Raw genomic sequence first — 14,889 nt, forward strand, 5'->3', positions numbered from 1 at the left:
CAGTACCATCAGTTGGGTGTGTCGAATCGGGCGGACTCTGACACTCTTGTTGCTCACAACGCGGGGACCGCGGTCGCGGAGCCCGCAAGTGATTAATAGCCTCTACTCGCTCTCCACACTTCACGGTGGAGTCGGGGTCTCCATCCGCCGGTCTAGAGCAGGCTGCGCGCGATGTGGTGGGTGAGGTTGCGGAACCCGCGTGCCGAGCGGCGCAGGTTCAAGACACGGAGGGTCATGTCTTCAAATGAAACTGGGGGACAGGAGCCCGCGAGACGCCCGACCTTGCCGTGGTCGCGACGAGGTGGTGGCTGCTGGAAGGCGTTCAAGGGGGAGCGTGGCCCTCACCGAGGACGAAGCCCAGCTCCGCGTGGACGTGGGACATGGCCTTGACCCGCCCTTGGTCGCAAGTTACCTTGGAATGGTGATGGGTGAGTCGGTCATCGCGCCGTCTGCGCTCAAGCACGGCGTGGAAGAGGACGACATCTTGCACGCCTATTGGAATCCCCTCCGGATCTGGGATCTGGGGGACGGGTTCACCATGATCGTCGGCCCGAACCGGGCGGCGCTCTTCCTGGAGGTCGGCTACGTCGATGGCGAGCAGACCTACGTTATCGTCCACGCCATGGTGGCCCGAGTGAAGTTCTTGAGGTGATGAACATGCCCCGCACGGTTGAGGAGATCCTGGCGCACGCCGACGAACTGGCTGCCCGGTTCGAGGCCTACGAACCCGACCCGACCGACGAGCTGGATGCCGGCGCTGTCGCATTGCTGCGTGCCGCGGTCACGGAGCGTTCCGAAGCTGAGCGCCACTTGGTTGATGCAGTGCGGGCCGCCCGTGAGGCCGGCATGCCATGGTCCGCCATCGGGTCCTTCGTCGGCACCAGCGGCGAGGCCGCCCGTCAGCGCTACAGCGCGAAGGTCGCCTGAGCCCCACCCGCCAACACGAACCAGACGCCCAGAACACCCTGCCTGTGCGGAATGAGAGGATGCCGGGTCCGTCACCTCGAAGGTGACGGAGAAACTCTGTAGGAGTTGGCGTCCTTGAGTAAGAATCCTCGGGCGCCCGCGCCGAGGACACCGAGCACGATCTTGTCGACGTTGAACGTCGTCACGACGAGCACGCGGGGTGGCTCACCGCGCCCGACGATGCGACGTGTCGCCTCGACTCCGTCAAGGCGCGGCACGCGAATGTCCATGAGGCTGACGTCGACCTCGTGCTCGTCGACCCACGTTGCGGCCCTATCCCCGTCGTCGACGATGGCTGCCCGGATCGGCTGGTGATGCTTCATCTGCGCTCCTGCTGCCCGCCAGCGCCCGTCGCAGCCGTCAGGCCGTCGACCCGCCGGGTTGGTGGTGGAGAACGTCGGATATGTTGAATCGCCTGTAAGTCTTCGTCGCGGCTGGCCTGGGGCTGGCTGGCAGGGTTAGGGCCGGTCATCCGGTGCTCGTTGTGACTCCTCAATCGCCTGACCCCTCGGGGGTGTCATGCCCGGGAACTGTCCAGCGGGTGCCGGCGCCGACCTTGGCTCACAACGATGGCTTGATCAGAAGCATGCCCACCACCGGGATTGCCGTCCCCGTTGGTGTGGCTCATTACAGGCCTGCCTCGTCGTGACTTCTCACCCGGGCTGACGCCGGCAACGACGTCCAACCCGATCAGTGAGGAGAACATCGCATGTCCAGTCTGCCTGCCACCGTGGCCGACCTCTACCGCTACGTCGTAGGGGTCGACACCCACGCCGCGACGCACAGCTACGCCATCATCGCCGCCAGCGGCGCTCTGCTCGACCAAGCCGCCTTCCCGACCACGCCCGCCGGGGTTCGCCGGGCCCGGGACTGGATCGGGCGACGCACTCAAGGCGACCTCGACTCGGTTCTGATCGCCGCGGAGGGAACCGGTTGCTATGGCGCCACTCTTGGCGACGTCCTCGAGGAGGCCGGCTACCGAGTGGTCGAGGCACCTACCCCGCAGCGCGAACGCGGACGCGGCAAGACCGACGCACTCGACGCACTGCTCGCCGCTCGATCCATCCTGGTGGTGCCGTTGACGATGCTTCGCGACCGCCGCGCAGGCGAGGCGCACACCGCTCTGCGCGTGCTAACCGTGGCCCGGGACCACCTCAACGTCGAGCGGACACGGTGCATCAACGCCCTGACCGCGCTGGTGCGCAGCCACGACCTCGGCGTCGATGCCCGCAAGTCGCTTACGCCGCAGCAGATCTCCACCATCGCGAGCTGGCGACGACGCGAAGAGCCGTTCGGGACCGCGACCGCCCGAGCCGAGGCGATCCGACTGGCCAAGCGAGTTCAGGCAAGTGACGACGAGCTGGCCGAGAACCGCGCCACGATCACCGCGCTGGTCACCTCCGAGGCACCCGAACTGCTCGCGTCGCGCGGCGTCGGCGCGATCACCGCAGCCGTCGTGCTCACCGTGTGATCCCACCCCGACCGGATCCGCAGCGAAGCCGCCTTCGCCCAGATCGCCGGCACCGCGCCCATCCCGGCGTCCTCGAGCAACACGGTCAGGCACCGCCTCAACCGCGGTGGTGATCGGCAGCTCAACCGCGCGCTGAACACCGTCGTGCTCACCCGCATGCGGACCGATCCCGACACCCGCGCCCACCTCGAGCGGCGGCTGGCCGAAGGCAAGACCGCCAAGGAGATCCGGCGCTGTCTCAAACGCTACGTCGGACGACAGATCTTCCGAACCCTCACCGCCGCCCACCCCACGCCCGAGGGGATCGCCCTAGCGGCTTGACACGACATAGAAGCATCCCGGGTCTGATGGAGGCTCTCAATCCTGGGAAGGGATGATGGGAGTCATGGCAGCACCGAGGAAGTACAGCGTGGTGTTACATCCGTGGGCTGCCGCCAGGTCGCTACCACGCCAGCTACCTCGGCCCGGACCTCGCACTGCAGAGTGGGGTGGATAGTGCCGGGGTTGGATAGTTGGTCCGAGGGGCTGGAGTTCGTTGCCCTCGCAACGCCGGCGTGGGTGACGTTCCTGTTGGCCAGCATGGTAATGACGACGTCGGGCAGGCTGCGCAGGGGCCTCCACCTCCTGCTTTTGTGGAGTCCGCCGCTGACGTGGCTGCTGGCATCGCTGATAGTTGAGGTCGCCTACCCTAGCGAAGAGCACGGCGGACCGAACGAGCCCAACTTGGCTTCCCTGGGTAATTTGTTCGTCGTTATCTGCGGCGGGTTTGCGGGTTTCCTCGTGTGGGCGGTGTGCTTGGCGGGGGTCGCCGTGTGTGACCGCGTCGAGGGTTTGGGCCGTGTCCTGTTGCGGTGGCCGTTCTGGGTGATCTCACCCGTGGGTTTGGCCATCGCGTGGTGGTTGGCGAACCAGCGGCTGGGAACGCCCTCCACATATGCCTTTTGGATCGCTTTTGGAGGAACGGGAGCTTGGGTAATGTCGGCCTTGTGGCTCGGTGCGCTTTGGTTGCGCAGTGCCGTGAGGTGCCGGCACCCACGTGAACGTGGCGTCTGACCTGGAACTGTCTTGGGGCGTGACCGAGAGGACGAGGAAGAGTATCGGGCCCACTGAGACCCCGCTGCGGATGGGCATCGGAGGTCGGGGTTAGGTCTTCCCAAGGGAAACCCCGGTGAGTACGCAACCCGGGCTGAGGCCTGTAACGCCGACCGCGTGATCGGACGTTCGCTGCGACTCGACGGGAACCCAGGTGGAGGCCCAGAGCTGCTGCTCCCAAATCGTCAGCAACAGGCGCGAGACGTGTGGACTGCGCACATGGACCCGCAACTATGACCGACGAAGCCATGGACCGATTCACCCGCGAGGATCTGCGCGCCGTGATCGCCGATTTCGGCGGGCGTTTCGCGGGGCGACCGGGGAACAGTCACGCCCGCGGCATCTCAGGGCGTTTCGGAGCCCGTGAGGTAGAGGCGAACCCGGTCGGTTGTCCAGGTCGCGACGCCCGTACCGAAGAAGTCTTGATCCTCTGTCCAGATGGGACAGTTCAACACCATCGCCGCCGCCAAGATCGGCCAATCCCCGGCGTCCCTTGTCTCGATACGCGCGAGGGCCTCCTCGCGAACCGCCACGTACACAGATTCTTCGAGTGGGTGAATGATCGCCTCGAACTGGTCCAGCACCGCCAGCGGAACCGCAGGATCGATGCCGCGCTGCTGAAGCAGATCGGGAAGGTAGCGACGCGCATCCTCGAAGCACTCCGCAGGCGAGAAGAACTCCACCGCATCGACATGGGCCAGTACGAGCTCACGCACCGCAGAGCCCAAGACGAGCCGAATCAAGATGTTGGCGTCAACAACGATCGCTCGGGCAGCACTCACGCTTGCCCCGCACGAGCCGCCTTGAACTCCGCCACCACCTCATCGGGCTGGACTCCGTGCTTAGTCAACAGCTCATCCAACGCCTGCGCAGCAGACCTCAGCGAGGCGATCTCGGCTTCCCGATCCGTTGGCGTCGGGATGAACCAACCCACTGTTACGCCATGACGCGTCACCGCAACGGGCTCGGCCGACGCAATGAAGTCAGCCAGACCGGCTCGAAACTCCCGCACTCCAACAACCTGTGTCACCGCCACCACCTCCGTGTATCTATGTGTACACAATAGGTGCCCAGTGGGCGGATGGCAAGATCAGCCGTGTGTCCGGTCATCGGCATTGTCGCTCGGCCACGATCACCGGAGCAATGATCAGAACCTGTGGATGGTCTTCGGCGGGGTGACGTGAAGGAGCGCACCTCCCCGAGGATGATCTGAAGTCCGAGTAGCTCTGATCAGGACCGGCGTTGACGCGCTGGTTCGGGAAGGTACGCCCATGCTTACGGTAGTCCACGACGAGAACGAGTCCAACGAGCACGCCCCGGCCGCGGTGGGTGGATCGATGCTGGACGAGTTGGCCCGGGAGGGTGCCCGGCGGATGCTGGCTGCGGCGTTGCAGGCTGAGGTCGCCGCCTACATCGAGCAGTGCGCCGACGAGCTCGACGCCGACGGCCGGCGGCTGGTGGTCCGCAACGGCTACCACCAGCCGCGGGAGGTGGCCACCGCCGCGGGTGCGGTACCGGTCCGGGCGCCGCGGGTCAACGACAAGCGCGTCGATGAGGCCACGGGTGAGCGGCGGCGGTTCTCGTCGGCGATCCTGCCGGCGTGGGCGCGGAAGTCGCCGCAGGTGGCCGACGTGCTGCCCTTGTTGTACCTGCACGGGTTGTCCAGCGGGGACTTCGTGGCCGCCCTGGAGCAGTTCTGCGGGTCGGCGGCGGGGTTGTCGGCGGCGACGATCACCCGGCTCACCCGGCAGTGGCAAGACGAGGCCCGAGCGTTCCACGACCGGTCGCTGGCGGGGGTCGATTATGTGTACCTGTGGGTGGACGGCATCCACCTGAAGGTGCGGCTGGAAGCCGACAAGGTGTGCCTGCTGGTGATGATCGGGGTCCGTGCCGATGGCAGCAAGGAACTCGTCGCGCTCGCCGACGGGTACCGCGAGTCGGCTGAGTCGTGGGCCGACCTGCTGCGGGACTGCAAGCGCCGCGGCATGCAGGCCCCGGTCCTGGCGGTCGGGGACGGCGCGCTGGGCTTCTGGAAGGCGCTCCATGACGTGTTCCCCCAGACACGGGAGCAGCGGTGTTGGTTCCACAAGCTCGGCAACGTGCTGGCCGCCCTGCCGAAGTCGGCCCACCCCGCCGCGAAGAAGGCGCTCGCCGAGATCTACGCCGCCGAGGATGTCGACCATGCCCGGGCCGCCGCCAAGGCGTTCGCCGCCGAGTACGGCGTCAAGTGGCCCAAAGCCGCCGCGAAGATCACCGACGACCTCGACGTGCTGCTCGCGTTCTTCGAGTTCCCCGCCGAGCACTGGGTCCACCTGCGGACGACCAATCCGATCGAGTCGACGTTCGCGACCCTTCGGCTCCGACAGCGGGTCACCAAGGGACCCGGGTCCCGGGCGGCGGGGATCGCGATGGCGTTCAAGCTGCTCGAGTCGGCCCAGGCCCGCTGGCGAGCGGTGAACGCTCCCCATCTGGTCGCCCTCGTCCGCGCCGGCGCCCGCTTCAAGAAGGGCAAACTCGTCGAACGACCCGCCGAATCAGCAACCGACGAGCAAGCCGCCTGACACGCCCATCCACAGGTCTTGACGATTCCTCCGATCACCGGCTCGAACCCGTCAGATCCCGGCAGCCATCGACACGCAGGAGGTCTTCACATGAGAACCATGATCCAGGAGATCTCGCACTACACCTACTGCGTCAGCTGGTCGACGACGTCGTAGACGACCTGCAACGCAACGGCGAGCAGGTCCGTGAGCCTTTGTCCTCCTCGCCTAGGGTGGGCAAGTTTGGACACGCCACTCGGTGGTTCACCGCCGACCGGAAGGATGCGCATGTCCCCCTCACCCTTCTCACGTCGAACCTTCATGGCGCTGTCCGGAACGGGGCTGGCATCACTCGCGACTGCCGGTTGCGCACCGGGCGCCACCCGTACCCCCGCGGCCGGAGACGGTTCGTCGGTGCGCGTCGTTTGGTGGGGGAACGACAAGCGGACGGAGCTGACACAAGAGGCTCTCGACTCGTTCTCGGCATCCCACCCGGGTGCGGCGATCGCGCCCGAGCCGACCGAGTGGGGTGGCTACTGGGACAGACTGGCCACCCAAGTCGCAGCGCAGGACGCCCCCGACCTCATCCAGATGGACGAGAAGTACCTGCTGGAGTACGCGCGCCGGGGGGCACTCGCCGACTTGGCGGCCGTCGACACCACAGCGTTCGCACCCGGCACCGTCGAGTTGGGAGAGGCCGACGGAACCCTGTATGCCATCAACGCCGGCACCATCGCCCCGGTGCTGATGGCGAACCCGGAGCTGTTCGACCAGGCCGGCGTGCCCCTCCCCGACGACGCCACGTGGACGTGGGATGACCTCAAGCGACTTGCCATCACCCTCACCACCAACCTGCCCGCAGGGAGTTATGGCCTCACCGACTTCAGCGGCCGTGACGCCGCCTTCCGGGTGTGGGTGCGCCAGAACGGCGTCGAGACGTTCACCGATGGCCAGCTGGGGTTCGGGCCCGAGGTGGCCGCCTCCTTCTTCGCCATGGCGAAGGATCTGATGGACTCGGGGGCCACCCCGCCCGCCAGCCAATCCACGGAGGACGTGTCCGCGCCCGTGGCCCAGCGGCTGTTCTCCACGGGCCTGACCGCCATGGCGATCTACTCCTCCAACCAGATCACGGCCTTCGACGCCGCCACCGGCAAGGATTTGAGGCTGCTGCGGCTTCCGAGCCGCGATGGGACCCCGGCTGGGGCGCGGCTCGCCTACCAGGCGTCCATGTACTGGTGCGTCATGAGCCAGGCGAAGAACCCCGAACGGGCGGTCCAGCTGGCCTCCTACCTCGTCAACGACGAGGCCGCTGGCAGGATTCTGCTCACCGAGCGCGGCGTCCCGGCCAACACCCAGGTGTTGGCTGCCATCCAGAACGACCTGTCGGCGTCCGACAAGAAGGCGATCGCCTACCTCGACTCGCTGGAGCCCCACCTGGCGCCCACCCCGCCCCTGACGCCGCAGGGTGCGTCCTCCTTCGAGGACGTCCTCATCCGCCACGGCCAAGACGTCCTGTTCGGGCGCGCGACGCCGCAGGCCGCGGGGGAGTCCTTCGTCAACGAGATGCGGACTGCGATCGGCTAGGCCCGCGCCGGAGCGCCTCGCGCCAGGTACGACGCAAGATGCGGGGGTCTGGACGCCGCTGGCTTCAGCCACGCGCCGCGGCAGCGAGGAAGTCAACAAGGCGCGCTCGACGGGGAGGAAGGCCTCGACTTCTGCGGCCCGCGCTTCAGGGGTGTCGAGCACGGCGCGGGTGGAGCGGTCACCGGGGCGACCAGGTAGTCGTCCTCGGCAGCCTGGAACGGGTGGTCAACTCGCCGAGAAACTACCTTCAGGCAAGTCGCGGGCATGACCCCACCGTCCTCGACCACCCGGAGCTCGCGAGTCTCGGCACCCTTGGGCGACGCCGAGACCGAGATGGTGAGGAGAACGGGGCCGATCACGACGCCCTGCGTGCGGCTTTCCTTCGCAAGCGCGTTGATCGCGACCGGAGCGATTCAGCCCCGGCCGTTTGAACCGTCAGCGCGATCCGACGGTCGTGCACGCGACGCGTCTAGGGCCGCGGCGGGCGTGCTGACCGCGCCGACCAGGACATCAGGGGCCGGTGCGGCGACCGTTGATGAGCATGCCGACGTGGAGAACAGTGCGGTGGAGGCGGCGAAAGCACCCTCCGAGAGCAACCCGGTCCGACGAGGAGGGGATCGAGCCGATTTTCGGCCAGGAGCGGCACAGGGGGGCGGGCCTGAGGTCCCGCAGGTTGTCGCACCCCCCCGCCGGGGTGCGCGAACGTGCAATCGGCGTCTTGGGTGTCAACCGCGGCTAGAACTGGCAAGCACATCGCACAGCGGGGCGCACATGGTGTGCCACGAGCAGGGCCCAGGGCGTTGCGGCGTCCTGGGCTCCTGCGCTGCGACGAGCCGGTCACTGTGCCGACCAGCTCCCGTCAGCCGCGAGCGTCGCGCCGGTGACGAAGGCCGCGTCATCGCTGAGCAGGAAGCAGATGCACGCGGCCAGGGCCTCTGCGGAGGCGAGGGACGGCATCCTGGCGCCCATGAGCGGGCCGATCACCTGCGCACCCCGGGCCGAGGCCACGTTCTTCTCGATGGCGGTGATGACGGCGCCGGGCGCAATGGCGTTGCAACGCACGTCGTCCGCGGCGTACATGACCGCGGTGCTCCGAGTGAGGCCGATGACGGCGTGCTTGGACGCCGTGTATGCGGCGCCGCCGGCCGCCCCACCCAAAGCGGCCATGGAACCGAGGTTCACGATGGAGCCGCCGCCGTCGAGCAGCAGGGGCATCGCCGCGCGGGTCATCCGCACGGTTCCGCCCACGTTGATGTCCATGACGCGCGCGAAGGCGGCATCGGTGACCTCGGCGATCGGCTCGAAGCCGTCCATGATGCCGGCGTTGTTGACCAGACCGTCAAGGCGGCCCTCGCATGCGCGCACGGCGGCCTGGACGTCGTCCTCGCTGGTGACGTCGCAGGTGACGGTGACGAGGCATTCGGGATCGGACGCGGCGGCGAGCTCCGCCAGGGCATCGGCCGTCCGGTCGGCCGCGATGACGCGGGCGCCCTCGGCGAGGAGGCGTTGCGTTGTCGCCAACCCGATACCGGATGCGGCACCCGTGACGAGAATGCTGCGCCCGGCAAAACGGCCGGCGATCGGATCAGCCCCAGCGGTGGAGATGACGCGGGGGGCATCCGCGGGGAGAGTGCGTGGCGAAGTCGTGGTGGTCATGGTTGCTCCTTGGATTGCGAGCCCGGTGATTCCGGGGGAATGACTCCATGGTGGGTCGCCGCGAGCGATGCGGCGTCGTCGGAACGCGGTCAGATCGGCTACTGCGATCGCAGTACTTCCTGCGGTGTCGTGCTGGGAGGATGGGCGGGTGAACACCACTCCTTCTGCTCGGTTCGAGCTGGTGGTGACCTTGATTGCGGGGGCCGCGCTGGCCGTCGGGCTCCCGGTCCAGGCGATCCAGCAGGCACCCATGAGCGCCCAGCTGGCGCTGCTCGTTGCGGCCGCTGGCTGGCTGGTGGCCCGGCGTTGGCCCTGGCCGGGCCTGCTCCTGGTGATGGCGTCCCCGATTCTGGCCGCGTCGGGGGGGTGGACCCCGATTCTGACCTGGACGGTGGTGGTCTTCGCTGCCCTGTGGTGGTCGCGGCGTGGGTTGTCGGCGCTGCTGCTCGGCTTGGCGACCGGTTCGGCCAGCTACCTGGCGTTCGCCCTCGCGGAGGGGGTGTGGGTCGGGAATCTGCTGCTCCTGGCCTTCTCGGTGTGCGTCGCCGCGTCAGCCGTGGGCGGTCTCTTGCGTGCGCGCGCTGACTTTGTGCGTGAGGCGGAGCTGCGCGCTCAGCAGGAGGCGCGGGCGCGGGCGTCCGAACTCGATCAGCGCGTCGCAACGGAGCGACTGCGCATCGCGCGCGACCTGCACGATTCCGTCGGTCACCAGGCGGCGGTGGTCAGCATGCACCTCGGCGCCGCCGAGGTCCACGCGGCCGCCGGAGCACCCGCCGCCGAGGTGACGGCCGACCTGCGTCAGGCGCGCGCCGGCGTCCAGAGCGTGCTGCTCGAGATGCAGCGGATTCTTGAAATCCTGCGCGTCGCGCCCGAGGACTCACTGGGTCCCCTCCCCGCCCACGGCCACGTGGCTGACCTGGTGGCATCGTTCACCGCAGCGGGTCTGCCGCTCCGGGCATCGGTGGCGGACGCCCCCGCCGGCCAGGCCGTGGACGCCGCGACCGCGGTGTACCGGGTGGTCCAGGAGGCGCTCACCAACGCGCAGAAGCACGGCGCGGGAGAAGTGACGCTCGATGTCGCGACCATCGGGGACGAGGTGGTCGTGTCGGTGCAGAATGGGCTCCGGGACGGTCCGGCCCGCGCGGGTCGCCTGGCCGGAGACCGGGCCGGCTTCGGCCTGACCGGCATGCGGGAACGATTGGCGTCCGTGGGAGGCTGGCTCAGGACAGGAGTCGAGGACGGACAGTTCCGGCTCGAGGCACACGTGCCCATCGACGCGGGGAGGTCGCGATGATCAGGGTCGGAATCGCCGACGATCAGGAGATGATCCGGCTGGGGCTCCGCGCGATCCTGTCGGCGCAGCCGGACATGGAGGTCGCGGCGGAGGCGGCGGACGGACTGTCCGCCGCACGCTTGGCCGCCCAGGGTGGGCTCGACGTGCTGCTGATGGACATCAGGATGCCCGGCATCGACGGGGTCGAGGCGATCCGCCGGATCCGCTGCGATCTCCCGGGATCCGCGCTGCGCATCATCATCTTGACCACCTACGGCCATGATGAGAACGTCCTCAACGGACTGAAGGCGGGCGCCAACGGATTTCTCGGGAAGGGCGTCGGGCCGGACGAACTGGCTGACAGCATTCGCGAGGTCGCCGCGGGCGGAGGGGCGCTGTCGGCGGCGGCAGCCCACGTGCTCATTGGCCACGTGGGGGAGTCCCGCGACGTGGTGGCTGACCCCGCGCTCGTCCGCCTGTTCGACGAGCTCACCACACGCGAGCGCGAAGTGGTGCAGGCTGCGGTGAACGGGCTCGACAACGCGCAGATCGCCCGGGACTTCTACCTATCGCCCCTCACGGTGAAGACCCACGCCAACCGGGCGATGACCAAGGTGGGGGCTCGTGATCGCGCTCAACTCGTGAGCCTGGCGTTCCGGGCGGGTTTCCGGCCCGGAGACTGATCATTCCGGCTGCGCCCTCTACGACGAGCGCAGTAGTCCTGATCGCTGCGCTGGGCCGATGGCGGACGCCTCGGTGCGCGGGAAGCTCGTGGGGTCAACGACAGCCCGAAAGGAACTTCATCATGAACCCCCTCCCTCACGTGCCCTCGCACAAGCCGTCCGTCTCGCCCGTGTGCGTCGTCACGGGCGGGGGCAGCGGCATCGGCCTGGCCACCGCCCACCGCATGCGAGGCCACCGCGTGGTGCTCGCGGGCCGAACCGCCAGCACGCTGGAGTCTGCCGCAGACCAGCTCCAGCTCGAGGCCTCAGTCCGCCGGGCCGGTTTCGCCCCCCAGGTCCTCGACCTGGCCCACGACGTCGCCTTCGCAGCCTCCTCGCTGCCGTTGGGCATCAGCCTGAGCAGGAGCACCACATGAGCAAGCCCACCACCCACAGCCGGACTATTCCGCGGAATAGTGGCCATTCCGGCCGGTCGGTCGATGCCCTGTTGTCGGACTTCGGCCACCAGCTGCCCCGCCAACCTGAGGCGGCTGCGCCCGCGCACGACCCGACGCCGCTGTTCCGCCCGGCGAACCGGCGCGGCCCCCTGCGCCGCAACCAAGGGTGGGCGCCGTCCCTGCCGCCGGTGGCCGGTTGGCGGATGACCTCAGACCAGGCGCCCGCGTTGTGGCCGTTCGTGGCCGGCCCCGGCTTGCCCCCGACCGGCGCGCAGATCGGTGTGGACGACTTCTCCGGGGGAGCGTTCTACGCCGACCCGGTCGGCTGGACCCTCGATGACTCGATTCCGGTCACCAACACCAACGTGTTCTGCTTTGGTGACCCCGGCCGCGGCAAGTCCGGCACCACCAAGGCGTTCGTGCTGCGCATGTCCGACTTCGGCTACAAGACCCTCATCCTGGGCGACATCAAGGACGAGTACGAGAGCCTGTGCCACTGGTTTGGTGTCGAACCGATCGCCGTCGGCCAGGGCCTGCGCGCGCGTATCAACCCCTTGGACTTCGGGCCACTCATCCACGGGTGGGAGAACCTCACCCCAGCCGAAGCACGAACGCGGGCGACCGTCGTGTTCGGCCGCTGGGGCACGCTGGTGCGCGGTCTGGTCGGGTCGCAGAAGGTCGGCGACGTCCACGTGCCCTACGGGCCGACCGAGGCGCGCGTGGTCGACCAAGCCTTGCGCACCCTCACCGGCTACGCCGACGGGCAAACCCGCCTGACCGAGACGACCCTGCCCGAGTTGAGCAAGTTGATCGAGGACCCCAGCGACGAGCTCGTCAACGAGTGCCGCTACGCCAACCGGCGCCAGTTCCTGGACGACACCCGCCTGCTGCGCGATGCCCTCAACCGGCTCGTCCGTGGCGTCCTGGCGGGCATCTTCGACGCCCGCACCACCATCGACGTCGACTGGACCGCCCCCATCCAGTCCCTGTCCCTGTCGCGGCTCAAGCCGCTGGGCGATGAAGCGGTCGCGATCGCGCTGGCGTGCACCAGCTCGTGGGGCCGCGGCGTCCGGGAAGTGTCCGACCCGAACCAGCTCAACATCACCATCCGCGACGAGGTGTGGCTCCAACTCCGCCTCGGCCCGGACGCCGTGAAGAGTTTCGACGCCGACCTGCGCCTGTCCCGATCGGAGGGGTCGGTGCAGTGGTGCAACATGCACCACCCGGCCAACTTCGAGGCCATCGCCGATGCCGGCTCACAGTCCTCGATGATCGCCCGCGACCTGGCCAAGCTGGCCTCCACGACGATCTACCACGGCATCGACGACCCCGACGCCGTCCCCACCAGCCTGGGGCCGGTCGCCCACCACGCCATCACCGAGTGGGCCTGCCAGAACAAGGGCCGCGCCCTGTGGAAGGTCGGCGATCGCCAGTTCCGCGTCCAGACCGTCCTCCACCCCGCCGAACGCGCCCTGTTCGACACCAACGAAGCCCTCGCCGGGAAAGGTCCAGAGCACGGCCCGATTCCTGACGGTCTCGCACGCGAGCCTGAGTGGGCACGAGGCGGCCTGTCATGAAGACCTTCATCGTCGGCATCCTCACCCTGGGCCTGCTGGCCACCGCAGGGCCGTTCGCGGTCGCGGTGCTCAGCGTGGTCCTGCTCGTGCCCACCGCCGACAAGGCCAGCCACGACTACTGCCTCGCCACCCCCGTCATCACCACCCCCGAAGACACCACCCCCAGTGACGACCAGACGCCGGCGGTGGAGGGGACGGAGGTTCCGTCGGTGAGTGGGCTGAGTGCCCGCACCAGCGGGGCGACCGACGGGTTCGCGTTGCCGCCGGCCGATGACAGCCTGCGCCGGGCGAGCCTGCGCAACCCGCCCACCGAGATCCCCGCCGACATCCTCGCCCTCTACCAAGCCGCCGCGGCCGCCTACAACCTGCCCTGGACACTCTTGGCGGGGATCGGGATGGCCGAGACCAACCACGGACGGCTGAAGGCGACCAGCTACGCCGGCGCGAAGGGGCTGATGCAGTTCATGCCCGCCACCTTCGCCGCCTACGGCGTCGACGGCGACGGCGACGGCGACGGGGACGCCCACATCCTCAACGACGCCGACAGCATCTTCTCCGCGGCGAACTACCTGAGGGCCAGCGGCGTCCACAACGGGCCCGACGGCGTCCGCGGCGCCCTGTTCGCCTACAACCGGGCGCACTGGTACGTCAACGACGTCCTGTTCTACGCCCACGCCTACGGCGGGGGAGCGGTCCCCGGGACACCCGGCCGAGGGTGTGTGCCGAACGTCGGCATCATCGACGGCGAGATCCCCCAGTCCGACCGCGACGTCGGTTCGGAATACCGGCTCACGGTGGCCACCATCATCGTCAAGCGCGCGGTCGCCGCCATGTTCCCGACCATCACCACGATCGGCGGGTGGCGGTCCAGCTCGAAGATCTCGGTCAGCGACCACCCCCACGGCAAAGGCCTGGACGTGATGATCTCCAACTACCGCGACCCCGCCCAGATCGCCCTGGGTGATGCGATCTGCGACTGGCTCATCGCCAACCACGAAGTCCTCAAGATCAAGTACCTCATCTGGCGCCAACAGTCCTGGAGCCCGCAGCGGCCCTACTGGCGGCCCATGGCCGACCGCGGCTCGGACACCGACAACCACTTCGACCACGTCCACATCAGCGTCCTCGAGTAACCCCACCCCGTCCAGCCCTAGATAGGGAGTCCGTTCATGCAGCAGCAACGCCGCCACAACCCCTACCCGCTCACCTGGGAGATCCCCCTCGGCGTCCTCCTCGGCGCCGTCCTGGTGCTGTTCTACGGCCTGCACGCCGGTCGCGGGCTCGCGACCTGGCTGGCCGGGTACGGCTGGCACTGGCCGACCCCGACCGCCCTGGTTTCCAGCATCCCCGGCGTGGTGGCCGGTGACCCGCACGCCGGGCTGGCCGACGGCGCCCTGCCTGCCGGGGCGACCGCCCCGGTGTTGGTGTGCATCATCGTCGCCGAACTCGTCCTGCTGGCCGGGATCACCATCCTCACCGTGTGGGGGTGGGCGCGGTGGGGGCCGGGCCGCATCCTCGGCATGGCCACCCCCACCCAAGTCGAGAACGTCCTCGGCGTGAGCCGCCTGCGCAGGGTCCGCCACGTCATCCGCCCCGACCTGTACCCCAAG

Annotated in this window: 14 protein-coding genes and 1 pseudogene; 11 read left to right on the top strand and 4 right to left on the bottom strand. The window is 68.5% G+C overall.

Annotation, left to right across the window (positions count from 1 at the left end):
- The first annotated feature begins 334 nt into the window (after window positions 1-334).
- Both IFY26_RS14130 and IFY26_RS14135 read left to right on the top strand, forming a co-directional pair.
- Window positions 335-652, top strand: a complete 318-nt coding sequence (locus IFY26_RS14130) for a hypothetical protein (protein ID WP_232549642.1) — start codon at window positions 335-337, stop codon at window positions 650-652.
- Window positions 649-927, top strand: coding sequence for a hypothetical protein (locus tag IFY26_RS14135; RefSeq protein ID WP_463366324.1), 279 nt, complete (start codon window positions 649-651; stop codon window positions 925-927). The genes IFY26_RS14130 and IFY26_RS14135 overlap by 4 nt, the downstream gene beginning before the upstream one ends.
- Before the next feature lie 71 nt (window positions 928-998).
- On the opposite strand, the gene IFY26_RS14140 is transcribed toward IFY26_RS14135, so the two are convergent.
- Window positions 999-1,289 (bottom strand): response regulator, encoded by a 291-nt coding sequence (locus tag IFY26_RS14140; RefSeq protein ID WP_232549643.1) that lies wholly within the window; start codon window positions 1,287-1,289, stop codon window positions 999-1,001.
- Window positions 1,290-1,675: 386 nt separating this feature from the next.
- Here IFY26_RS14140 and IFY26_RS14145 point away from each other — a divergent pair.
- Window positions 1,676-2,758, top strand: a pseudogene (locus IFY26_RS14145) (IS110 family RNA-guided transposase).
- 1,115 nt (window positions 2,759-3,873) lie between these two features.
- On the opposite strand, the gene IFY26_RS14150 reads toward IFY26_RS14145, so the two are convergent.
- A complete protein-coding gene (locus IFY26_RS14150) occupies window positions 3,874-4,311 on the bottom strand; it encodes a PIN domain-containing protein (protein ID WP_232549644.1) in 438 nt (145 codons plus the stop codon).
- Window positions 4,308-4,559 carry a hypothetical protein gene (locus IFY26_RS14155; protein WP_232549645.1) on the bottom strand — a complete coding sequence of 84 codons (252 nt, stop codon included), beginning with the start codon at window positions 4,557-4,559 and terminating at the stop codon, window positions 4,308-4,310. Before IFY26_RS14155 ends, IFY26_RS14150 begins: the two co-directional genes overlap by 4 nt.
- Window positions 4,560-4,800: 241 nt before the next feature.
- On the opposite strand from IFY26_RS14155, the gene IFY26_RS14160 reads away from it, so the two are divergent.
- Window positions 4,801-6,090 (top strand): IS256 family transposase, encoded by a 1,290-nt coding sequence (locus tag IFY26_RS14160; RefSeq protein WP_232549646.1) that lies wholly within the window; start codon window positions 4,801-4,803, stop codon window positions 6,088-6,090.
- Between the two features lie 393 nt (window positions 6,091-6,483).
- Complete coding sequence (locus IFY26_RS14165) at window positions 6,484-7,653, top strand: ABC transporter substrate-binding protein (RefSeq protein WP_232549647.1); 1,170 nt, start codon at window positions 6,484-6,486, stop codon at window positions 7,651-7,653.
- Between the two features lie 837 nt (window positions 7,654-8,490).
- Here IFY26_RS14165 and IFY26_RS14170 read toward each other — a convergent pair.
- Window positions 8,491-9,309 carry an SDR family NAD(P)-dependent oxidoreductase gene (locus tag IFY26_RS14170; RefSeq protein ID WP_232549648.1) on the bottom strand — a complete coding sequence of 273 codons (819 nt, stop codon included), beginning with the start codon at window positions 9,307-9,309 and terminating at the stop codon, window positions 8,491-8,493.
- Window positions 9,310-9,457: 148 nt separating this feature from the next.
- On the opposite strand from IFY26_RS14170, the gene IFY26_RS14175 reads away from it, so the two are divergent.
- From IFY26_RS14175 to IFY26_RS14200, 6 genes are all read left to right on the top strand, one after another.
- The gene (locus IFY26_RS14175) at window positions 9,458-10,603 is read left to right on the top strand and encodes a sensor histidine kinase (RefSeq protein ID WP_232549649.1); all 1,146 of its coding nucleotides are present in this window, start codon (window positions 9,458-9,460) and stop codon (window positions 10,601-10,603) included.
- On the top strand, window positions 10,600-11,265 hold the full coding sequence (locus tag IFY26_RS14180; RefSeq protein WP_232549650.1) for a response regulator transcription factor: 666 nt from the start codon (window positions 10,600-10,602) through the stop codon (window positions 11,263-11,265). The genes IFY26_RS14175 and IFY26_RS14180 overlap by 4 nt, the downstream gene beginning before the upstream one ends.
- A gap of 122 nt (window positions 11,266-11,387) precedes the next feature.
- The gene (locus tag IFY26_RS14185) at window positions 11,388-11,681 is read left to right on the top strand and encodes an SDR family NAD(P)-dependent oxidoreductase (RefSeq protein ID WP_232549651.1); all 294 of its coding nucleotides are present in this window, start codon (window positions 11,388-11,390) and stop codon (window positions 11,679-11,681) included.
- Entirely contained in the window at window positions 11,678-13,279 is a 1,602-nt protein-coding gene (locus IFY26_RS14190; RefSeq protein WP_232549652.1) for an ATP-binding protein, read from the top strand. The genes IFY26_RS14185 and IFY26_RS14190 overlap by 4 nt, the downstream gene beginning before the upstream one ends.
- A complete protein-coding gene (locus IFY26_RS14195) occupies window positions 13,276-14,412 on the top strand; it encodes a lytic transglycosylase domain-containing protein (protein ID WP_232549653.1) in 1,137 nt (378 codons plus the stop codon). Before IFY26_RS14190 ends, IFY26_RS14195 begins: the two co-directional genes overlap by 4 nt.
- A gap of 36 nt (window positions 14,413-14,448) precedes the next feature.
- On the top strand, window positions 14,449-14,889 hold a 441-nt coding region (locus IFY26_RS14200; protein WP_232549654.1), incomplete at its 3' end, for a hypothetical protein.

This window comes from Propioniciclava soli, assembly GCF_014858005.1.
Lineage (GTDB): Bacteria > Actinomycetota > Actinomycetes > Propionibacteriales > Propionibacteriaceae > Propioniciclava > Propioniciclava soli.